General features: G+C 75.2%; 13 protein-coding genes. 8 read left to right on the forward strand and 5 right to left on the reverse strand.

Annotated features, from left to right (window positions below; genetic code table 11):
• Positions 1 to 112: 112 nt before the first annotated feature.
• Positions 113 to 1,222, forward strand: a complete 1,110-nt coding sequence (locus ACZ4W9_RS05245; protein ID WP_467933313.1) for an MFS transporter — start codon at positions 113 to 115, stop codon at positions 1,220 to 1,222.
• A 565-nt stretch (positions 1,223 to 1,787) separates the two neighbouring features.
• Here ACZ4W9_RS05245 and ACZ4W9_RS05250 read toward each other — a convergent pair.
• Both ACZ4W9_RS05250 and sbnA read right to left on the reverse strand, forming a co-directional pair.
• Positions 1,788 to 11,207, reverse strand: a complete 9,420-nt coding sequence (locus ACZ4W9_RS05250; RefSeq protein WP_467933314.1) for a non-ribosomal peptide synthetase — start codon at positions 11,205 to 11,207, stop codon at positions 1,788 to 1,790.
• Positions 11,208 to 11,383: 176 nt separating this feature from the next.
• Positions 11,384 to 12,391: a 2,3-diaminopropionate biosynthesis protein SbnA gene (gene sbnA, locus ACZ4W9_RS05255; protein ID WP_467933316.1), complete on the reverse strand. Its 1,008-nt coding sequence runs from the start codon at positions 12,389 to 12,391 to the stop codon at positions 11,384 to 11,386.
• An 89-nt stretch (positions 12,392 to 12,480) separates the two neighbouring features.
• On the opposite strand from sbnA, the gene ACZ4W9_RS05260 reads away from it, so the two are divergent.
• The gene (locus ACZ4W9_RS05260) at positions 12,481 to 12,618 is read left to right on the forward strand and encodes a hypothetical protein (RefSeq protein ID WP_467933317.1); all 138 of its coding nucleotides are present in this window, start codon (positions 12,481 to 12,483) and stop codon (positions 12,616 to 12,618) included.
• A 64-nt stretch (positions 12,619 to 12,682) separates the two neighbouring features.
• Here ACZ4W9_RS05260 and ACZ4W9_RS05265 read toward each other — a convergent pair whose 3' ends face one another.
• Together ACZ4W9_RS05265 and ACZ4W9_RS05270 are read right to left on the reverse strand one after the other, a co-directional pair.
• Positions 12,683 to 13,600 carry a TauD/TfdA family dioxygenase gene (locus tag ACZ4W9_RS05265; protein ID WP_467933318.1) on the reverse strand — a complete coding sequence of 306 codons (918 nt, stop codon included), beginning with the start codon at positions 13,598 to 13,600 and terminating at the stop codon, positions 12,683 to 12,685.
• A 97-nt stretch (positions 13,601 to 13,697) separates the two neighbouring features.
• Positions 13,698 to 14,876 carry a serpin family protein gene (locus ACZ4W9_RS05270; protein WP_467933430.1) on the reverse strand — a complete coding sequence of 393 codons (1,179 nt, stop codon included), beginning with the start codon at positions 14,874 to 14,876 and terminating at the stop codon, positions 13,698 to 13,700.
• A gap of 218 nt (positions 14,877 to 15,094) precedes the next feature.
• On the opposite strand from ACZ4W9_RS05270, the gene ACZ4W9_RS05275 reads away from it, so the two are divergent.
• From ACZ4W9_RS05275 to ACZ4W9_RS05300, 6 genes are all read left to right on the forward strand, one after another.
• The gene (locus tag ACZ4W9_RS05275; protein ID WP_467933319.1) at positions 15,095 to 16,285 is read left to right on the forward strand and encodes a DUF4190 domain-containing protein; all 1,191 of its coding nucleotides are present in this window, start codon (positions 15,095 to 15,097) and stop codon (positions 16,283 to 16,285) included.
• A gap of 162 nt (positions 16,286 to 16,447) precedes the next feature.
• On the forward strand, positions 16,448 to 17,200 hold the full coding sequence (locus tag ACZ4W9_RS05280; protein ID WP_467933321.1) for a GntR family transcriptional regulator: 753 nt from the start codon (positions 16,448 to 16,450) through the stop codon (positions 17,198 to 17,200).
• A gap of 385 nt (positions 17,201 to 17,585) precedes the next feature.
• A complete protein-coding gene (locus ACZ4W9_RS05285; protein ID WP_467933322.1) occupies positions 17,586 to 17,777 on the forward strand; it encodes an SPOR domain-containing protein in 192 nt (63 codons plus the stop codon).
• A gap of 29 nt (positions 17,778 to 17,806) precedes the next feature.
• Positions 17,807 to 18,241 carry a (deoxy)nucleoside triphosphate pyrophosphohydrolase gene (locus ACZ4W9_RS05290; protein WP_467933323.1) on the forward strand — a complete coding sequence of 145 codons (435 nt, stop codon included), beginning with the start codon at positions 17,807 to 17,809 and terminating at the stop codon, positions 18,239 to 18,241.
• Between the two features lie 176 nt (positions 18,242 to 18,417).
• Positions 18,418 to 18,825, forward strand: a complete 408-nt coding sequence (locus tag ACZ4W9_RS05295; protein WP_467933324.1) for an ATP-binding protein — start codon at positions 18,418 to 18,420, stop codon at positions 18,823 to 18,825.
• A gap of 271 nt (positions 18,826 to 19,096) precedes the next feature.
• Positions 19,097 to 21,715, forward strand: a complete 2,619-nt coding sequence (locus tag ACZ4W9_RS05300) for a SpoIIE family protein phosphatase (protein WP_467933326.1) — start codon at positions 19,097 to 19,099, stop codon at positions 21,713 to 21,715.
• Positions 21,716 to 21,759: 44 nt separating this feature from the next.
• On the opposite strand, the gene ACZ4W9_RS05305 is transcribed toward ACZ4W9_RS05300, so the two are convergent.
• Complete coding sequence (locus tag ACZ4W9_RS05305; protein ID WP_467933328.1) at positions 21,760 to 22,167, reverse strand: hypothetical protein; 408 nt, start codon at positions 22,165 to 22,167, stop codon at positions 21,760 to 21,762.
• Between the last annotated feature and the right edge of the window lie 6 nt (positions 22,168 to 22,173).

Below are 22,173 nucleotides of genomic sequence, written 5' to 3' on the forward strand. Positions count from 1 at the left end.
GCCACCCCCCCCCCCCCCCCCCCCCCCCCCCCCCCTCCTTTGTGCACCAACCTGGCCCTCCTTCCCTCCCCCCCCCCCCCCCGCCCCCTCCCCCCCCCCCCCCCCCACCGGGGTGATCGCCTACCCGCTGCTCATCCTGTGGGGCAACGGCACCGCCGCCGACGCCGGACTGGTCGCGTTCGCCGGGCTGCTGCCCATGCTGGTGCTCCAGCTGCCCGCCGGGGTGCTGGTGGACCGCTGGGACCGGCGCCGCCTCATGCTGATCTGCAACGTGGTCGGGCTGGCGGCGATGGCCAGCGTGGTGGCCGTGGTGCTGGCCGGCCGGGTCTGGCTGCCGCACGTCCTCGCGGTCGCCTTCGTGGACGGCGCGGCGACGATCTTCTACCAGCTGGCCGAGCGCACCGCGGTCCGCAACGTGGTGCACCCCGACCGGCTGTCCTCCGCGCTGGCCCAGAACGAGGCGCGGGGACGGGCGGCGGGCCTGCTCGGCCAGCCGGTCGGCGGCGCCGCGTTCTCGGTCGCGAGCTGGCTGCCGTTCGGGGTGGTCGCCGCCGGGCACCTGCTGTCCCTGGTCAACCTCAGCCTGGTCAAGGCGCCCTTCCAGGAGGAACGCGGACCGGGCGGGCGGGACTGGAAGGCGGAGGTGCGCCAGGGCCTGTCCTGGCTGTGGGGACAGCGGTTCCTGCGCGCGGCGATCGGCGTCGTGGCGGTCACCAACCTGCTGTTCCAGATCGTCAACATGGCCCCGCTCGTGGTCATCCGGGAACACGGCGGCTCGGCGGCCCAGGTCGGGCTGATCGGGCTGGTCTCCGGTCTCGGCGGGGTGGCCGGCGCGCTGTCGGCCGCCAAGCTGCTGACCGGGATCAGGCTGCCGAACATCCTGCTGGGCACCCTGGCGAGCTGGACGGTCCTGGTCCCCGCGGTCGCCCTGACCACGCAGTACTGGGCCCTGCTCGCGCTGTACGCGGCGATGTCCTTCACGGGCGCGGCGCTCAACGTCGGCGCCGGGGCCTACATGGCGCACCTGGTCCCCGACGAGATCCACGGCAAGGCGATGAGCGCGGTCATGCTGGCCTCCTGGGGGGCCAACTCCGTGGGCGCGCTGGCCGCGGGCTTCCTGCTGGGCGCCTTCAGCACCGTCACCGTGCTGCTCGGGGTCGCCGCGGCCATGCTCCTGTGCACCGTCGCGGCCGCCGCCAGCCCGGCCATCCGCAACCCCTGACCCAGCCGGACCGCCCAGCGGTCGAGACTCCCCACCCGGCCCCCGGGCCGGGGAGCCCCGGCCGCTGGGCACACCCATGCCCAGGCCCCACCCCGCGACGCCCGCCCGGTGAACCTCGCCGGCCGGGGCCCCGCACGGGAGGGGGCCGGCCAGGGCCTGTACGCGAGGGACCCGCCGGCCGGGCGGGGTCTGTACACAAGGGCCCGTGGGCCGGGGCCGGTGCGCGAGACGGCCCGTCGACCGGGCCCGCCCACCAGACCGGCGGGATGGGCCGCCCGCGAGGAGGGCTGCCGGCCGGGTTCCGCACGTGAGGAGCCCGGCATCCGGCACGCGGAGAAGCCCGTCGGCCGGCCCCGTCGACGAGGCTCGCCGGCCGGGCCCCGTCCCCGTCCGCGAGGAGGCACGTCAGCCGGTCCCGGCCCACGAGAAGACCCCCCACCGCGGTCCCGGCACCAGAGGCCCCTCGCCCGGCCCCCGTACACGCGAAGGCTCTCCTCCCGACCGGGGAGGAGAGCCTTCGCCATGGACCCGTAGGACCCCGTGGGTCCCGCGGGACCGCGGAGCGCTACGTGAGGGCGGTGCAGAGTCTGGCCGCCGTGCGGTACTCGAACACCTCCCGGACCGAGACGCGCACGCCCTCGCGGCGCAGGGCCTCGGTCGCCCGGAAGGCGCGGACGGAGTCGCCGCCGAGGTCGAAGAAGTCGTCCTCGACACCGAACTCGTCCACCGGGAGGACGGACCGCCAGACGGCCACGACCCGCTCCTCCAGCGGGGTCCGGGGCGCGACCGGCTCCGCCCGGACGTACGCCTCGGGCCCCGGCGCCGGCAGCCCGCGCAGCTCCGTCTTGCCGGCGACCGTCCGGGGCAGCGCGTCCAGCAGCACGAACGCGACCGGGATCATCGGCTCGGGAAGCACCCGCGCCAGCGCCCCGCGCAGCCCGGCCGGGCCGGTGCCGTCACCCACCGCGTAGGCCACCAGCTCGCCGCCCACCGCCACCACGGCCGCCTCGGTGACCAGACCGGTGGCCAGGAGGGCGGCGCGGACCTCGCCGGGCTCCACCCGGTGGCCGCGGATCTTCAGCTGGTCGTCGAGCCGGCCGAGGAACTCCAGCGAGCCGTCGGCCAGCCGGCGGACCCGGTCGCCGGTGCGGAACCGGCGGGAACCCGGCCCGCCCGCCGGGTCGGGCACGAACCGCTCGGCCGTGGACCTGGGGTCGCCGAGGTAGCCGACGGCCACCCCCGCGCCGCCGAGGTACAGCTCGCCCGGCACCCCGTCCGGGACCGGGTGTCCCGCCGCGTCCAGCGGCTCGGCGTGCACGCCCGGCAGCGGCCGGCCGATCACGCTCCGGCCGGCCCCGGCGATGTCCTCGGCGGTGATCCGGTGCGCCGTCGCGTAGATGGCGGTCTCCGTCGGGCCGTACATGTTGACGAGGACCGTACGCTCCAGCCGCCCGGCCCACGGGGCCAGTTCCCCGAAGCGCACCTTCTCCCCGGCCAGCACCACCGCCCGCAGCCCGGGATCGGCGCCCTGGGCGACCAGTTCCGTCAGTCCCCGGAAGGCCGTCGGCGTCTGGCACAGCACGGTCACGCCGTGCTCGTCGACCACGCCGAGCAGCTCGCGCGGCGAGCGGGCGGTCTCCCGGTCGGGGACGACCAGCGTCCCGCCCGAGAGCAGCGCGCCGAAGATCTCGAACACCGATACGTCGAACGCCGGGGAGTGGGTCAGCGCCCACACCTCGCCCTCGGCCATGCCGAGCCGCTCCAGCGCGGCCAGGACCACCGAGGCCGCCTGGGCGTGGGTGACCGCGACCCCCTTGGGCCGTCCCGTCGAACCGGAGGTGTGGATCACGTACGCCAGGTCCCCGGCCGGTTCCGGGGCGGCCACCGGACGCCCGCTGCCCGCCGGGGACACGGCCTCGAGTCCCGGCAGGGCGAGCCCCGGCCCGGTCACCGCGATCCGGGCGCCCGCGTCGGCCGCGTACCCGGTGAGCCGGCCGGCCGGCAGGGCCGGGTCGAGCGGCAGATAGGCGGCGCCGGACTTGAGCACGCCCAGCAGCGCCACGACGAGGTCGGCGGAGCGCTCGACGTGCACGCCGACCCGGTCGCCCGGGCGGACCCCGTGGTCGGCCAGCCGCTCGGCCAGCTCGTTCGCGCGCCGGTCGAGGGCCGCGTACGACAGGGTGACCGTCCCGGACACCACGGCGGGCCGGTGCGGGACGCGGGCCGCCTGCTGCCGGACCAGCTCGTGCAGCCGGGCCCGGACCGGCGCGGCCGGCTCGGGCACGGCGGCCGGGGCGAGCAGCACGGGGCCGCGCGCGTCGCCCTCCGGGTCGTGGGCCATGGCCTCCAGCACCGCGCGCAGCATCCGCCCGACCAGCTCGGCCTCGGAGCGGGAGACGGCCCGCGGGTCGTGGCTGAGCCCCAGCCGGTCCGGGCGGGCGATCACATTGAGCCCGAACTCGGTCCGCAGGCTGCCGCCCCGGCCGGCCGCGACATCGACCAGCTCGGTGTCCACCTGGTGGAAGTCCACGAAGTTGAAGATGGTGTCGATCAGCCGGCCCGGGCTCCAGCCGCGCTGGAGCGCCGACATCGGGTAGCGGCGGTGCGGCCAGAGCCCGACCTCGCCGCGGAACACCGAGCGCACCAGCTCCCGCCAGGTCGCCGCCGTCCGGTCCACCGGGAACGGCACCGTGTTCAGGTACATCCCGTGCACGCGGTCGGCGCCGATCCGCTCCGGCCGGGTGTCGCAGACCAGCCCCACGTGGACATCGCGTTCCTCGGTGAGCGCCCCCATGACCTTGACGAACGCGGCCAGCAGCACACTCTTCACGGAGGCCTCGGCCCGCGCGGCGAGGTCCCGCAGCGCGGGCTGGAGATCGGCGAGGCCGACGACGACGTCGGTGGTGTCCGCCGGCCGCGCGCCGCCACCTCCCCAGCTGTCGGGGAAGGCGAAGGGGACCCTGCCCGCAAGGACGCCCTCCCAGTAGACGCGGTCCTCCGCGGAGGCCAGCGAGGCCAGTTCCTCGGCGACGAAGTCGGCGAACCGGACGGCCGGGGGCCGGTGCGGTTCCGGCTCCAGCCCGTCCCTGAGCCGGCGGTAGCAGGTGACCAGCTCCATCAGCAGCTGGTGGTACGTCCAGCCCTCGGTGATCAGGTGCGCCTGGGTGAAGACGACCGTCCAGTGGCCGTCCGGCTCCAGCAGCACGGTCATCCGCATCAGGGGCGCCCGCGCCAGGTCGAACAGATCGCCCTGCCCGGCCATCGCGCGCACGGCCGCTTCCACGTCGGCCGGGGTGCCGTCGCCGAGGTCGCGGACCTCGACCGGGATGCGTGCGCTCGCGTGCACGAGCTGCATCGGCACGGAGTACCCGGACAGGTGCATCGAGGTCCGCAGCATCTCGTGCCGTGCCGTCAGCTCGTCCACGGCCCGGCGGAACGCCCCGGCGTCGAACGGCCGCTCGTCCCTGATCCGGAACGAGGTGACGTCGTGATAGCTGTCGCGGCCGTCGCCGGACAGCATCTCCACGGCCATGCCGATCTGGTTCCGCGCCAGCGGATAGGCGTCGGCGAGCCCGTCGGGCAGCAGCGGCCGGTCCTCCTCGGGCACCAGCGCGAACGGCGCCACGACCTGCTGGGCCGCGGCGTCGAGCAGCGGCCGTTCCCCGACCGCCGCGCACAGCGCGGCGACGGTCCGCAGCTGGAAGATGTCGCGCACGGTCACGTCCAGGCCCTCGGCGCGCAGCACGCCCGCCACGGTGACCGCCCGGATCGAGTCGCCGCCGAGGTCGAAGAAGGCGTTCTCCACCCCCACCCGGTCCACCGGCAGCGCGTCGAGCCAGGCCGCCGCGACCCGGCGCTCCAGGGCGGTGCGGGGTTCGACGTGGGCGGCCCGCGCGAACGCCGAGGAGCCGGGATCCGGCAGCGCCTTGCGGTCCACCTTCCCGTTCGGGGTGAGCGGGATCCGCTCCAGCGTGACGAACGCGGCCGGGATCATGTACTCGGGCAGGGTGGGCGCCAGCGCGGCCCGGAGCGCGGCCGGGTCGGCCTCCTCGGCCACCACGTACCCCACCGGCTGTCCGCCCCGGACCGCGACCACGGCCTGCCGCACCAGCCCGGTCGCGGTGAGCGCGGCCTCGATCTCGCCCAGCTCCACCCGGTGACCGCGGATCTTGACCTGGTCGTCGATCCGGCCGAGGTACTCCAGGTGGCCGTCGGCCCGCCAGCGGGCCAGGTCGCCGGTGCGGTAGAGCCGGTCGCCGGGCCGTGTGCCGAACGGATCGGGGACGAAACGCTCGGCGGTCAGCGCGGGCCGGCCGCCGTAGCCCCGGGCGACCCCGGTGCCGCCCGCGTACAGCTCGCCCGCGACCCCCGCCGGGACCAGGCGCAGTTCCTCGTCGAGGACGTACAGCCCGGTGTTGCGGACCACCGTGCCGATGGGCACCCGCTGCGCCGGCGCGCTCTCGGGGGTCAGGATGGCGTGGGTGATGTCGTCGGAGCACTCGGTGGGGCCGTAGGCGTTCACCAGCGGGATGCCGGGGAAGCGCCGGAACCAGCGTGCGCACAGCTCCGGCGGCAGCTCCTCGCCGGTGACCACCAGCCAGCGCAGCGTCGCGAGCCTTGGCGCCCCGGTGCCGAGGTCCCACAGGTCCAGGGCGGCGCGCAGCAGGGACGGGACGACCTCCAGCACGGTCACCGACTCGGCGTCGACCAGGCCGAACAGCGCCTTCGGGTCGAGCGCCACCGAACGGTCGGCCACCCGGGTACGGCCCCCCGTGACCAGGCCCGCGAGCATCTGCCACACGGAGATGTCGAAGCCCTGCGAGGCGTTCTGCACGATCGTGTCGGCGGCCGTCAGCCCGAGGTCCTCCACCTTGGCGAGCAGGTGGTTGCCCATGCCCCGCCGGTGCACCAGCACGCCCTTGGGCAGCCCGGTGGAACCGGAGGTGTAGATCACGTAGGCCAGGTTCTCCGGGTCCGCCGGAACACCGGCCGGGGTGCCGGCCGGGTCCGGGCCGTCCAGGGGCAGCACGGTGGCGGCGCTCGGGCCGTCCGGGGCGCCGGGGCCGGTCACCAGCCAGCGGGCACCGGCGTCGGAGAGCATGTAGGCGAGGCGGTCCGCCGGCAGCTCCGGGTCGAGCGGCAGATAGGCCGCGCCCGCCCTGAGCACCGCCAGCACGGCGACGACCAGCTCCGCGGAGCGGTCCATGCACAGCCCGACGACGGTGTCCGGGCCGACGCCCGCGGCGGTCAGCCGGCGGGCCAGCCGGCCCGACCGCTCCTGGAGCCGCCGGTAGTCGAGGGTGCCCGTCGCATCGGTCAGCGCGGGCGCGTCCGGGGTCCGCCGCGCGAACCCGGCGACCGCCGCGGGCACGTCCAGGGTGAGCGGGGTGCGGGCGTTCGCGGTCCACGCGGCGAGCTGTTCGCGCTCGCCCTCGGGCAGCCGGATGGCCCGCGCGTCGCCGTCCGGTCCGGCGGCCATCGACTCCAGCACCGCGCGGAACATCCCGGCGACCCGGTCGGCGTTGCGTCCGTCCACGAAGCGCGGGTCGGCGGTCACCCAGATGTGACCCGCCCGGGAGGAGACGGTCAGCGGGAACTCGGTCGGGCTGTCGTCGGTCCCGGCCATGTCGATCAGATCGGTGTCGACCTGCCGGAAGTCCTGGTAGTTGAAGTACACGTTGACCAGGCGCTGCCGGCCGGGCACGTCCCGCTGGATCTCCGCGAGCGGGAACCGGCGGTGCGGCCACAGCTCCACCTCCCGCTCGAAGGTACGGCGGACCAGGTCGCGCCAGGTCGCCGCGGACCGGTCGACGGGGAACGGCAGGGTGTTGAGGTACATGCCGTAGACCCGGTCGGCGCCGGCCTCCTCCGGGCGGGCGTCGCAGATCAGCCCGGTGTGGAAGGCCGCCTCGTCGGTGAGCTGGCTCATCACCTTGGTGTAGGCGGCGACCATCACGCTCTTGAGCGAGGCGTCGGCCGCCGAGGCGAGCGCGCGCAGCCCGTCCTCCAGGTGCGACCAGGGGGTACGGCGCACCAGGTACCGGGAGCCGGCCGGCAGCGACGGGTCGCCCCAGCCCGCGGGCACCCGCATCGGGGCGTGGCCGCTGGTGACCTGCTTCCAGTAGGCGCGGTCCTCGGCCGAGTCCACCGAGGCCAGTTCGGCCGCGACGAAGTCCGCGAACCGGACGGCCGGCCGGTCGAACGGCTCCGGTTCGAGGCCGTCCCGGAGCCGGTCGTACAGCCCCAGCAGCTCCATGATCAGGGTGTGGTGGCCCCAGCCCTCCAGGATCGGGTGGCACTCGGTGACGGACAGCCAGTAGCCGCCGTCGTCGGTCACGTGGACGAAGACGCGCATCAGGGTGGGCGTGCCCAGGTCGAACAGGTTGGCGCGGTCCTCGGCCGCGTAGCCGGCGAGCACGCGCTGCACCTCCTCGTCCGGGAGCGGGCCCAGCACCTCCATGCCGACCGGCATCACCGCCTCGGCGTGCACGACCTGCATCGGCACCGAGTAGCCGGACAGGTGCAGCGAGGTGCGCAGGATCTCGTGCCGCGCCACCGCGATCCGGGCCGCCTCCCGCCAGGCCGCGAGCGAGAACGGCTTGGGGTCCTTGATCCGGAACGAGGTGACGTTGTGGTAGCTGTTCTGCTCGTCGGCGAGCATCTCGACGAGCATGCCGATCTGGTTCTGCGACAGCGGGTACGCGTCGGCGGCGCCCTCGGGCAGCCGGGCCCGGTCCTCCGCACCGATCAGCGCGAACGGGGCGACGCCCCTCTCCCGCCCCGCCAGCGCCGGGCGGGCGGCCAGCAGCTCGCACAGCGCGGCGACGCTGTGGTGGGCGAACACGTCCCGGACCGACACGTCCAGGTTCGCCTCCCGCAACGCGCCGACCAGCGCGACCGCCCGGATGGAGTCGCCGCCGAGGTCGAAGAAGCTGTCGTGCACGCCGACCTCGCCGACCGGCAGGACCTGCGCCCAGACACCGGCGACCCGCTCCTCCAGCGGGGTGCGCGGGGCCGTCCTCGCCGCGTCCCGCGCCGGGCCCGGGGCGGGTAGTGCCGCCACGTCCAGCTTGCCGACCGGGGTGAGCGGGATCCGCTCCAGCGCCGTGAACGTGCCGGGGATCATGTGCTCGGGCAGGCTCAGCGCCAGCCACTCGCGCAGCGCGCCCGGCTCCGCCTCGGCGCCCGCGGGCACGTAGTACGCGGCGAGCCTGCCGTCCACGGCGAGCACCCGCGCCTCGGTGACCGACGGATGCGCGGCCAGCGCGGCCTCCACCTCGGCGGGTTCGACCCGGTACCCGCGGATCTTCAGCTGGCGGTCGGCGCGGCCGGCGAACTCGACGGTGCCGTCCGGAAGGACCCGGCCGAGGTCACCGGTGCGGTACAGCCGGGAGCCGGGCTCCCCGAAGGGGTCGGGCAGGAACGTCCCGGCGGTCGCCTCCGGCCGTCCCGCGTAGCCCCGGGCGACCCCGGCGCCGCCGACGCAGACCTCGCCGACCACTCCGGGCGGGACGGGGCGCAGGGTCTCGTCGAGCACGTACATGGTGGTGCCGGGGATGGGCAGCCCGATCGGGACGACCTCCCGCTGGGCGCCAGCCACCGCGTGCGTGGAGTTGCCGACGGTGATCTCGGTGGGGCCGTACTCGTTGATCAGGCGGCCGGTGCCCAGCAGGGTGTCCCAGCGTTCCGCGGTCGGGCCGAGCAGGGCGTCACCGCCGGTGACGACCACGTGGGCGAGGCCGCCGACGTCGGCGTCGGCGAGCTGGTGGCCCAGCAGCTCCAGGTGGCCGGGGGTGAGCTTGACGAACGCGTACGGCGCGTCGCGGGTCAGCAGGGCGCCCAGGTCGGCGAGGTCGAGGTCCTGCGGGAGCATGTGCACCGGCAGCCCCGCGAGCAGCGGGCCGAACAGCACCGGGACGACGACGTCGGAGGCGACCGTGGAGAACAGCGGGGCGCCGGCTCCCCGGGCGTCGCCGATGTACTCGGCCAGCACCCAGTCGAGATGGACGGCCAGCGACGCGTGCGAGATCTGCACGCCCTTGGGCCGGCCGGTCGAGCCGGAGGTGTGGACGATGTACGCCAGCGCGTCCGGGTCGGGCAGCACGCGGGGGCCGGGGGCGTCCTCGGGGTCGGCCTCGTCCACGACGACGATCTCGCCGGGGAAGACCTCGGCGAGCCGGCCGGCCCGGGCCCGGTCGGTGACGGCGGCCCCGGCGCCCGCGTCGGCGAGCAGGGCGGCCCAGCGCTCCGGCGGGAACTCCGGGTCCAGCGGGACGTAGCCGCCGCCCGCGCGCCAGGTGCCGAGCAGGGCGGCGAGCAGGTCGGGGCCGCGGTCGAGCAGCACGCCGACGACCGACTCCGCCGCCACCCCGCGGCGGGCCAGCCGGCCGGCGAGGATCCCGGCGCGGTCGTCCAGGTCCCGGAAGGACACGGTGCCGCCCGCGCCGGTGACGGCGGGGGCGTCCGGGGTGGCCGCGACCCGCTCGGTGAACCGTGCCGGCGCGGAGCGGTAGGGGGCGGCGGGCGCACCCCGGCCGGCCGCGAGGAACCGGTCGCGTTCGCCGTCGTCCAGGATCTCCACGGCGGACAGCGGGCGTCCGGGGGCGGAGGTGAGTTCGTCCAGCAGCCGGACCAGGTGGCGGCCCATCCGGGCGACGGTGCCGCGGTCGAACAGGTCGGTGGCGTAGATCAGCCGGCCGGTGAAGCCGCCCGCGCGCGTGTCGCGCACCTGGAGTTCGAGGTCGCAGCGGGCCACGCCGCCGTCGGCGAGGAAGGGCCCGGCCGCGACGCCGGGCAGCCCGAACCGGTCGCCCCCGCCCTCGTGCAGGGTGAACACCGCCTGGTACAGCGGGGTACGGGAGAGGTCGCGCTCGGGCTCGACCTCGGCGACGACCCGGGCGAAGGGGACGGCCTGGTGGTCGTACGCGTCCAGGCTGGTGCGCCTGACCCGGTCGACCAGGCCGGCGAAGGAGTCGTCGGCGGCCCATTCCGTCCGCAGCACCAGGGTGTTGACGCCGTAGCCGAGCATGCCCTGCAACTCGGGGCGGGTGCGCCCGGAGACGACGGTGCCGACCGCCACGTCCCGGCGGCCGGTGTAGCGGCCGAGCAGCACCTGGTAGGCGGCGAGCAGCACGGTGAACACCGTGGTGCCGCGCTCGTCGGCGACGGCCCGGACCCGCTCGGCCAGCCCCTCGGGAAAGTCCAGGCCGACCTCGTCCCCCCGGTGGCCGCGCACCGCCGGACGCGGCCGGTCGAAGGGCAGCTCCAGCGGCTCGCCGCCGGTCAGCCGCGACTTCCAGTAGGCGAGCTGCCCGGCGAACCGCTCACCGGCCGCCTGCCCCCGCTGCCAGGCGGCGAAGTCGGCGTACTGGAGCGCGGGAGCGGGCAGGGGCAGCTCGCGGCGCTCGGTGAACGCCGCGTAGGCGGTCGCCAGTTCGGAGATCAGGATGCCGGTCGACCAGGCGTCGCAGGCTATGTGGTGGGAGACCAGCAGCAGCACGTGGTCGTCGTCCGCGATCCGGATCAGCAGGGCCCGCGTCGGCCAGTCGCGGGCCAGGTCGAAGGCGTGCGCACACGCGTCCTCCACCACCTCGCGGGCCCGCTCCTCGTCCGCCTCGGCGACGGCGAGCGTGCCCGGCCGCGGCGGGTCGACGACCTGCTCGGGCTCCGCGCCCTCCAGCACGTGCCGGGTGCGCAGGATCTCGTGCCGCTCGACCATCGCGTCCCAGGCCCGCCCGAGCGCGGTCGCGTCGAGCGGGCCGCGCAGCCGGAACGAGACCGGGACCAGGTACTCGGTGCTGTCCGGGTCGAGCCGGCTGAGGAACCACATCTGTTCCTGGCCGAACGAGAGCGGCAGCGCGCCCGAGCGATCGGCCGGCTCGATGACCGCCCGTGCGCGCCGCCCCCCTCCGGCCAGCCGCTGCCGCAGCAGCTCGGCGCGCACCTCGTCGGCGGGCGGCGCCATCACGGAATCTCTCGGGGTCATCTCGGCCTCTTCCAGTCATGGATGCCTGTCAGCCTTCCGATGCTGGCGAGGGCCGCCATGCCCCCTCCATATTCGGGCGACGGCACCCGGGGCCCCGTGGCCGCGGGCGCCGGCGCGGTGCCGGTCCAGGCGTGACAGATCGGGTGAACTAAGTCGGGTCCGGGCGGCGGGCCCGGTCAGGCGGAGGGGACGGGGAGTTCGGGCTTCCAGAGCTGTGCGACCTCGCCGAACCGCTCGCTCACCCAGAAGTCGTCGTAGATGGTGTCGAGGTAGCGGTCGCCCCGGTCGGGGAAGACCAGCACGCAGGTGGCGCCGGGCGGGATCTCGTCGCTGATCTGCTGGAGCGCCGCGACCACCGCCCCGGACGAGCCGCCGGCGAGCACCGCCTCCCTGCCGACCAGCCGCCGGCAGCCCACGACGCAGTCGAGGTCGGTCACGTGCACCACCCGGTCCGCGGCCGACGGGTCGAACAGGGCCGGCCGGACCGACGCGCCGTGCCCGGGGATCAGACGCCGTACCGGGCCCGCCTCGCCGAACAGCACGCTGCCGACGGCGTCCACCGCGACCATGGTCGTCGTCAGGCCGTGGGCGCGGGCGTAGCGGGCGCAGCCCTGGAGCGTGCCGGTGGTGCTGGTCGCGCAGAACACGTAGTCGACCCGGCCGTCCAGGGCCTCCGCGATCTCCCGCATGGTGTGCTCGTGCGCGGCGGGGTTGCGCGGGTTGGCGTACTGGTTGGGCCAGAAGGCGTGGGGGATGGCCGCCACCAGCTCGCGGACCCGCTCCAGCCGGCGCTCCAGGAACTCGCCGGTGCGCGGGTCCGGCTCGGTCACCTCCTCGATCTCGGCGCCGTAGGCCCGCAGGATCGCGAGGTTCTGCCGCGAGGTCTTCGCGTCGACCACGCAGATGAACCGGATGCCGTGGTACCGGCAGAGCTGGGCGATTCCCACCGCGAGATTGCCCGAACTCGATTCGACCACCACCGAGCGGTCCGGGTCGATTTCCCCGCTGTGGATGCGGTCGAGGACCATGCTCACCGCGGTCCTGTCTTTTATGCTGCCCCCCGGATTAAATCCTTCGATCTTGGCGAATACCCTTCCGCCGAAGCCGGGCAGAAGCCGGTGCAGCTCCACCAAGGGCGTGCCCCCGACCGTTCCGAGGATGCTGCCCGCAGCCGTTCTGTCCATAGCCACTCCTCTTCGAAGTACCTCCCGCAACCGTTGGCCCACGCGCTATAAGAGCCCTATACCAGGCGCGGTATGGGTGAAGTGTAGAAATGCGTTCCAAGCTCTTCTCGACCGACCGAGAGGAGGCGGAGATGAACAACAACGCGAACAACAACGCGAACAACAACCTGAACAACGACAACGCGAACGAGAACAACGCGAACGAGAACCTGAACGACAACAACTGAGCGGTTCACGGAAAGCCCGGCTCCATGAGCGTGGAGCCGGGCTTTCCATGTGCGCGGCACGGGTTCAGCCGGACATCGCCACCAGGACGCGGCGCGGCCCCGCGTAGGGCCGGCGGCCGTGCGCCACCAGGACGTTGTCGACGACCAGCAGGTCCCCGGCCCGCCAGTCGACGTCCACCGCGGCGGCCAGGCCCCGGTCGCGGATCTGGAGGACGTAGGCGGGGTCGATCGGCGATCCGTCCGCGAAGGTGACGTGCTGCGGCAGGTCCTCCTCCGGCATGATCCTGGCCAGCGCGGCGGCGGTCTCGTCGCCGAGCGCCGCGTGGTGCCACTGGTCGGCCTGGTTGAACCAGACCTCCGTGCCGGTGACCGGATGGGTGACGGTGGCGGGGCGCACCTGCGCGATCCGCAGCCCGCCGTCGCGCTTCCACTCCCAGGTGGTGCCGGGCATCGCCGCCAGATGCCGTTCCACCTCGGCCCGGTCGGCGGTCTCGAAGGTCTCCTGCCAGCTCTTGCCGAAGCCGTGGCCGTCATGGAGGTTCTGGGTGTAGCGCACGCCGTCGGCGAAGGCGGCGCGCAGCCTCGGCGAGAGCGCGGCCAGCCAGGCGGCGCCCGGGGCGACCGGGGTGGCCCCGCCCGAACCCGGCGTGGTCTCGCAGTAGAAGGCCAGCCGGGCGGGCCAGCGCGCCGAGTACGACAACTCGTTGTGCATCGAGATCGTCTGCTCGGCGGGATACTCCGTGGAGGTGTAGACACGGTCCCCCACATGGCTGCGGGGGGAATTGCCGTGCACATACGCGAGCCGGTCGCGCAGCACGCGGTCGAGTACGCCGCCCAGGGCGTCCGGCGTGATCCCGAAACCGCGGAACACCACGGCGCCGTCGCTCAGCAGCAGTTCGTCGAGACGCTCGGTCAGGTGGTCGGGCAGCGGGCCGTCCGAGGGAGTGATCTCCGCGGGGGCCCAGGTCATGGTCTCCGTCATGACCACGAGCGTCCCGCCGCGAGCTATACCGCCCCGATATCACTCCCCGGACGCCGGACACCCGCCGGCCCCGCGCCCACCGGCCCCGGCCGGTTCCTCACAGCACCGCCGGCACGCCCGGTCCCAGCCCCGTGACCGGGTACGGCGCCGGGTCCGTGACCCAGCCCGCGGCCAGCACCAGGCGCGAGTCGCGGTCGGTGGCGAGGAAGCCGAAGGGGCGGTCGAAGGCGACCCGGACGACCGTGGTCTCGTGGCGGAACTCCGGTACCCCGGCCGCCGCCACCGGCATCACCGCCGTCACCGCCGCCGCCCGGAAGCCGAGCGCGCCGAACCGGGCCACCGCCGACTGCCGGGCCTCCCCGACCGCCAGCGGCCGGTCGCTCACCCCCGGGAAGTGGCCGACCCGGGTGTCCGTGGCCGTCGTGAGCCCGAACAGGCCGGACAGCGCCAGCAGATCGTGGTCGGCCCGGACCTCGTACGCCACCGTCCGCACGTCCAGCGTCCTCGGCTCCGGCGTGGCGGCCGGCTGCCGCTCCACGTGCAGGCCGGGGCCGGCATGCCCGTGCGGCAGGGAGCCGCCCCCGGTCAGCGGCAGGACGCGCTCCACGACGCCCACCCCGGCCGCCAGCACCCGGCCCGGCGCCATCCGCTCCTCGCCGAGCAGGAGGTGGACGTCCACGCCGTTGTCACCGGGGACCGTCAGCGCGGTGACGAAGCCGTCCGGGGTGCCCGTGACCCCGACCCGGTCCGGCCGCACGCTGCGCCGGTGCAGCCCGCGCAGGGTACGGCCCTGCCAGGGGCCCGAGTCCGGCCGCAGCGGCAGCTCGGTGAAGGGCCGGCGCCACCGCGTCCGCAGCGCCAGCGCGCCGGCCAGCACCAGCCGTGCCTCGCGGGTCAGCGTCACCGGCATCCGCTCGACCAGCCCGCCGGTCCGTTCGGCCGCCCACGCGTCCAGCCGCTCCTGCGCGGTGACCAGGTCGTCCCCGAACCGGCCGTGGGTGCCGGCGGGCAGCCCGGTCCGCCACTCCTCGCGCAGGGCCAGCCCGTGGTGCGTCCACAGGCCGAGCGCCGCGTCCAGGCCGGACACCGACGCCAGCCGCGCCAGCAACTCGCGCGCCGCGCCGGCCGCCTGACCGGCCGGCAGCCCGAGGGCGCCGGCCAGCTCCGCGCGCGCCGGGCCCGCCGCGCCGTCGGCCAGGAAGGCCAGCAGGGGCCAGACGCCCGGCGCCGAGAACACCGTCCCCCCGGTCAGGGCCTGCGCCCAGCGGGCCGTCATCCCGTTGACCCGCCGGACCGTCTCCTCGGTCACCCCGCCCACTCGTGCCCCTCCCGGCCCGCCCCGCCCATGCCGCGTCCCCCGTTCGCCCCGTGCCCGTCCGGGGCCGTGTTCCGTCCCCTTCCGGCGCCGCTTACCATGCGGCCAGTCGTACGTCAGTCCAGCCGCCGGCATGCCGGTCCTGTGCTGCCGCCGCCCGACCCAGGAGCACGGTACCGGTGTCCATACCCCCGCCTTCCGGCCCCCAGCAGCCAGAAGGGCCCGTTCCGGCTCCCCCGGGGCCGTACGGCCCGCCGCCGTATCCGCGGGCCGGGGGCGGTGCTCCGGGGCTGCCGGGGTACCAGCCGTGGACGCAGGGCTACCGCCCCTACAACGCCCCGGCGCCGGTCAACGGCCTCGCCATCGCCTCCCTGGTGCTCGGGGCGCTGTGCTGCCTGCCCGGGGTGGGGCTGGTGCTCGGCCTGGCGGGGCTGCGGCAGATCCGCCGGCGCGGCGAGCGCGGCACCGGGCTGGCCGTGGGCGGCGCGGTGCTGTCCGGGGTGGGACTGCTGCTCTGGACGGTGCTGTTCGCCACGGGCGGCGCCTCGGCCCTGTGGCACGGAATCAGAGAGGGCGCACACGACGGCGCCGGCGTCTCGCTGACGGAGGGCCAGTGCTTCAACGCGCCGGGCGGTGCGCTGTCCGGTGTGACGTACGACGTGGACACGGTGCCGTGCACCGGCACGCACGACGGCGAAACCTTCGCGTCCTTCCGGCTGCCGGGCGGGGGCCCTTACCCCGGGGACGACGCGGTCACCGACACCGCCGACGAGCGCTGCCAGGCCCTGCGGGACGGCTACGCGATGGACGGCTGGGCCGTGCCGGGGTACGTCGAGGTGTACTTCCTGACGCCGACCGGGGACAGCTGGGCCGCCGGGGACCGCGAGGTCACCTGCGTGTTCGGCCACACCGACGAGGGCGGTGACCTGACCGGGTCGCTGCGCAACGACGAGACGGACCTGGACGCCGACCAGGTCGCCTACCTGAGGGCCGCCCACGTGCTCAACGCGGCGCTGGAGAGTCCGCCCGACGCGGAGTACCCGGAGGACGACCTGGCGGGCCACAAGGCGTGGGCGGGCCGGGTGGCGGCCGCGCTCGGCGAGCAGGCCCGGCTGCTGCGCGCGCACGACTGGCCGGACGGCGCCGCCGGGCCGGTCACCGCGCTGGCCGCCGACCTGGACAAGGCGCGCGCCCAGTGGGCGCAGGCGGCCGGGGCCCGGGACGCGGACACCTTCTCCGCGCACTACGAGAACGGCCTGGACCTGATCGATCCGATCCGCGCGGTCCCCGTGCGGTCGGTGCTGGGTCTGGCTACCACCCCGCCCACGGCGCCGGACGGCGAGGGAAGCGGCACCGGCATGCAGGTGTGAGCCGGTGCGGGCCGAGGGCACCTATACGGGAGGGAAAGTGCCTGCGTAAAGCCCTTCCGGGCGCAAGATCATCACATCGAGTGATTCTCTGGCCTCTGCTTGCACCGGCCAACTCACGGTTGCCAGGCTGTTGCTGTCTGTACAACCTGAGGGGAGTGGCCAGTGGCTTTCGGTGAGCAGCCGGCGTATCTGCGCGTCGCGGGTGATCTCCGCCAGAAGATCGTCGACGGCTCGCTGCCGCCCCACACCCGGCTCCCCTCGCAGGCCCGCATCCGCGAGGAGTACGGCGTCTCGGACACGGTCGCGCTGGAGGCCCGCAAGGTGCTGATGGCCGAGGGCCTGGTCGAGGGCCGCTCCGGCTCGGGCACCTATGTGCGCGAGCGGCCCGTGCCCCGGCGGGTGGCCCGCTCCGGATACCGCCCGGCCGGCGGCGCCACCCCCTTCCGCCAGGAGCAGGCCGACACCTCGGTGCGCGGCACCTGGGAGTCCAGCAGCGAACAGGCCGAGGCCGGCGTGGCCGTCGCCGAGCGGCTCGGGATCCAGGCCGGCGACCGGGTCATGTGCACCCGGTACGTCTTCCGGGAGGCCGGCGAGCCGATGATGCTCTCCACCTCCTGGGAGCCCCTCGCGGTGACCGGCCGCACCCCCGTGATGCTGCCCGAGGAGGGCCCGCTCGGCGGGATGGGCGTGGTCGAGCGGATGCGGGCCATCGACGTCATCGTGGACAACGTCACCGAGGAGGTTGGCGCCCGCCCCGGCCTCGCCGAGGAACTCCACCTGCTCGGCGGGGTCCCCGGCCACGTGGTGCTGGTCGTCCAGCGCACTTACTTCGCCTCCGGCCGCCCGGTCGAGACCGCCGACGTCGTCATCCCGGCCGACCGCTACCGGGTCGCCTACCACCTGCCCGTCAGATGACCCCCGTGGGCCGTGACCCGGGGGCGCGCGGAGCGGAATTTCCCCGTCCGCATCACGTGAGCTAACGCACACCCGCGTACGCCGCCGGCCCCGCCGACGGCCCCCCGGCCCGGACCGCCCGTGCCCCGGCCCGTGCCGATCCGGCCGTCCTCCCAGGTGGGCGCCGGCGGGCCCGGCACGCCCACGACCCGGGGCGGTGGCGGTTCCGACGGCGCGTCCGGCCCCGTGCGCCCCCCACCGTTCTGGCTCGTTGCGTACCTCTTTGTGAAAATCCGTATGCGCAGCGTGAAGGTAGGGCGTACGCTCGGGCATATGCGGATTGCGGTTTCCTTGTCCGCGGGAAGCGGGTGGGACGGTGCGAGAAGGGGCACGGGCGGTGGGGGCGATGAGTGAGGGCACGGTCTCCCTGCCCTGGATCGTGATACGGCAGGACGACAACGGCAATCGCTACCGCGTCGGCCGGTACGCGACCCGCGCGGAGGCGCAGAAGACCGCCGACAGCCTCGGCGGCCAGGGGCGGGAACAGCTCTACTGGGTCGAGCGCATCGGCCGGAACGGGGACGGCGCGCGGAACTGACCGGCCGCGCGCTCTCGTAGGCTTCCCCCATGACGTGCACGACCGACCGGGTGGAACCGATCGTGGTGGTGGGAGCCGCCCTGCTCGACGGCGGCCGGCTGCTCGCCGCGCGCCGCAGCGCCCCCGCCGACCTGGCCGGCCGCTGGGAGCTGCCCGGCGGCAAGGTCGAGCCCGGCGAGCGGCCCGAGGAGGCCCTCGTGCGCGAACTGCGCGAGGAGCTGGGCGTCGACGCCGAGCCGGTGGAGCGCGTGCCGGGGCAGTGGCCGCTGCGCACGCCGTACGTCCTGAGGGTGTGGACCGTCCGCCTGCGTCCCGGCTCGCCCGCCCCCCGTCCCCTCCAGGACCACGACGCACTGCGCTGGCTCACCCCGGACCGCCTCTGGGAGGTCGACTGGCTCGACCAGGACGTCCCGGCGGTGCGGGAGGTGTCCGCCCGCTGGGACGCGGGGCGCGGGCGGCCCTGACCGGACCCGCGTCCGCACACCCACCCGGCCTCCGGGCGGTCGCGACGCCCGGGGAGCATCCCGTACGCCGTTCGTGCCACAGTGCGCCGCCCTGTGCGGTACTGCCCGCCAGATATCGGGTATGAGCCCATTAACCCCACGAAACCGGACATGGGTGGGCTCCGCTGGCCTGGGAAGTGATCGGCGTGATCGACACCGATGGCGGCTGCGCCGAGTGGACCTTTTCCGCGGAGCCGGGCGCCGTGCGCTCCGCCCGCGCGGTGGTCCGGGGCCAGTTGCACGGCTGGGACCTGGACTGCGTCGCCGACCTCGCCGCGCTGCTGGTCAGCGAGCTGGTCACCAACTCGCTGCGGCACGCCACCGGCCCCATCGGGGTACGGTTGGTGCGCCCCGCCGGAAACGGCGACACGCTGCGGGTGGAGGTCTCCGACCCGCTCCCCGACCCCCCGCGCGAACGCGTCGCCCACCCCGAGGACGAGAGCGGGCGCGGCCTCCAGCTGGTGGCCGGCTCCTCGCGCCGCTGGGGCACCCGGCCCGGGGAGAACGGGAAGACCGTCTGGTTCGAGCTGGCCGTACCCGGGTGAGACGGGGGCACCCGCGGGGCACGGGGGTGTACGGCCGGCGACGTGCCGTACGGCCCGCGCGCCGGGGGCGCACATGGTTCGGCGGCATGTGGTTCGGCGGTGTGTTCCCTGGTTAGAAGAGTGGGAGTGTTGTCACGGACCGGTCCGAAAAACATCTGGACCGACCTGTGATCGTGAACACCGTGTCCTGTGGCGCCGTAGTGCTGGATACTGCGGGCAGCCGCCCCCGGTGACCGGTGCCGGACGCGGTGAGCTGGAGGGGACGGTTCGCGTGAGCGAGATACCAGCGAAGGCCACGGAGTCCGAGGACCCGTCGGACGGCGCGAGGAGTCAGGCCGCACAGGCGGAGGCGGCACCCGGCGACGCCCTGTGGCAGAGCAGTCCGCCCGGCTCGATCTACGACTACATCCGGGTCGCGTCCTTCGCCATCAGCCCCGGCGGCCTCGTCGACCAGTGGAGCCTGCGGGCCGAGCAGCTGTTCGGCATCCCGGCCGACCGCGCCGTCGGCACGGACCCCATAGAGGCGTTCGTCGATCCGGACCTGCGCGAGCGCGGCCAGCGGAAGATGGCCGAAATCCTCGACGGGCGCGAGTGGACCGGAGTGGTGCCGTTCCGGATGCCGGACCGGCCGGACGGCACCCGCGGCGAGGAGGGCCTGGCCGAGGTGTACGTCATGCCGACGCGCACCGCCGAGGGCGAGAAGGCCGCCGTCTGCATCGTCGTGGACGTGCGCACCCTGCGCAGCATCGAGACCGACCTCGCCGCCTCCCAGGCCATTTTCGGCCAGTCGCCCTTCGGCTTCCTGCTGATCGACACCGATCTGCGGGTCCGCCGCGCCAACGAGCGCTTCGCCTCCATCTTCGGCGGCGGCCCCGACGACCACCGGGGCAAGGGCGTGCACGACTATCTGCCGCGCCCCGAGGCCGAGCGGGTCTCGGCCACCCTGCGGCGGGTGCTGGAGACCGGCGAGTCCATCACCGACATGCACGTCACCGGGTACGTCCCCGGCTCCGAGGAACGCCGGCACTGGTCCATCAACCTCTACCGCGTGCACAGCGGCAGCGGCCGGCCCATCGGCGTCGCCTGGCTCGGCACCGACATCACCGCCCGCCGGGCCGCCGCCCGCGAGGCAGCCGCCGCCCGGCGCAACCTCGCCCTGCTCAACGAGGCCGGCGCCCGCATAGGCAACTCCCTCGACCTGGAGACCACCGCCCGCGAACTCCTCGACGTGGTCGTGCCCGGCTTCTGCGACCTGGCCACCGTGGACCTGTACCAGGGCCTGCTGGCCGGCGACGAGAACCCGCCCGGCCACGCCGACGGCAGCGCCGAACTGCGCCGGGTCGCCTTCGCCAGCGCCGTCTCCGGTGCCCCCTTCAGCAGCTCCGGGCAGCCCGTCGACGTCGGCGCCGTCCATCACTTCCCGTTCCACTCGCCCTGCGCGGAGGCCCTGCGCACCGCCCGCCCGCAGCGCGTGCCCGCCGAGGAGGGCGGCCTCGTGCAGTCCACGCTGGCCGTGCCGATGGTCGCCCACGACACGGTCGTGGGACTCGCCCAGTTCGCCCGGACCAAGGGCAGCGAGCCGTTCGGCGACCGGGACCGGGACCTCGCCGTCGAGCTGGCCGCCCGCGCCGCCGTCTGCATCGACAACGCGCGCCTGTACCGGCGCGAACACGAACGCGCCCTGATACTGCAACGGTCCCTGCTCCCGCCCGGCGACCCCGAGGCGTCCGGACTGGACATCGCCTGCCGCTACCTGCCCGGCAACGCGGCGACCGAGGTGGGCGGCGACTGGTTCGACGTCATCGAACTGCCCGGCCACCGCACGGCACTGGTCGTCGGCGACGTGATGGGCCGGGGCCTGCGCGCGGCCGTGGCGATGGGCGAACTCCGCACGGCCGTACGGACCCTCGCGCTGCTCGACCTGGAACCGGCGGAGGTGCTGTCCGCGCTGGACGAGATCGCGCGCGGCCTCGGCACCCCCGGGGGCCCCGCCCAGGCCTTCGGCTCCGGGGGAGGCGTCCAGCAGGCGACCCGTACGGCCCGTCAGCCCCGGGACGCCGACCTGTCCGAGGTGTACCTCGCGACCTGCGTCTACGCCGTCTACGACTCCGTCACCCGGCGCTGTACGTTCGCCAACGCGGGCCATCTGCCGCCGGTGCTGGTCGAGCCCGGCGAGCCGGCGCTGATGCTGGACGTGCCCCCGGGCATGCCGCTCGGCGTGGGCGGCGAGCCGTTCGAGGAGGTCGAGGTCGAACTGCCGGAGGGCGCGCTGCTCGCCCTCTACACGGACGGCCTGGTCGAGTCCCGCGACCACCCGCTGGACGAGGGCCTCAAGGCGTTCGTCGGGGCGCTCACGGATCCCTGCCGGCCGCTGGAGGACGTCTGCGACCACGTCCTCAACACCCTCGACACCCACCACGGCGAGGACGACATCGCCCTGCTGATGGCCCGGGTGCAGGGGCTGCCCGCGGACTCCGTCGGGGACTGGACGCTGCCCCGCGAGCCGCGCAGCGTGGGCCGGGCGCGCGAGTACGCCCGCGGCCGGCTGCTGTCCTGGGGCCTGGAGCAATTGGTCGACACGACGGAGCTGCTGGTCAGCGAGCTGGTGACGAACGCCCTGCGGTACGGCGAGGGGGAGATCCGGCTCCGGCTGCTGCTGGACCGCACGCTGGTCTGCGAGGTCTGGGACGCCGGCCTGGTCCAGCCCCGCAGGCGGCGCGCCCGGGACACCGACGAGGGCGGACGCGGGCTGCAACTGGTCGGGCTGCTCAGCGCGGCCTGGGGGTCCCGGCGGACGCCGCGCGGCAAGACGGTGTGGTTCGAGCTCCCCCTGCCCGGCGGCGACGACGCCCTGACCGACCCGGCGGAGGCGTTGCTGAGCCTGTTCTGAGGACCCCGGCGGCGGTGGGTGCCCGGCGGCGCCGGGCGGGCGGCTCAACGCGGCCCGCCGGGCCGGCGGCGCGGGCGAGGCCGGGCGGGCCGCCCGGCGCGCCCCCGCCCGAACCGCTCCCGGGCGGGGGACGGCCCCGCCCGGGCCCGCCGTCCGGTGCCGGGCGCACCGGGGGCGGGCGGCCGCGGCGGGACGGTCCCCGGAGTCGTCCGGGTGCGCAGCCGCCGCACGCGCCGCAGCCGGCCGTACCCGGCCAGGACCACGGCCGTGAACCCGGCGACGAGCGGCAGCACGAGGTCGGCGGCCGGTGCGTCGTCCTCCTGCCGCGCCGCGGCGGAGCGCGCCGCAGGCCCGGCGCGCGCGGCGGGAACCGGATCGGGCGCCCCGGCCGTCATCGGCGGTAACACCAGCCACACGGTCCCGGTCACCACTCCCAGCAGGGCATGCGCCACCCGTAT

It is taken from the genome of Streptomyces sp. NPDC029296 (assembly GCF_055569255.1).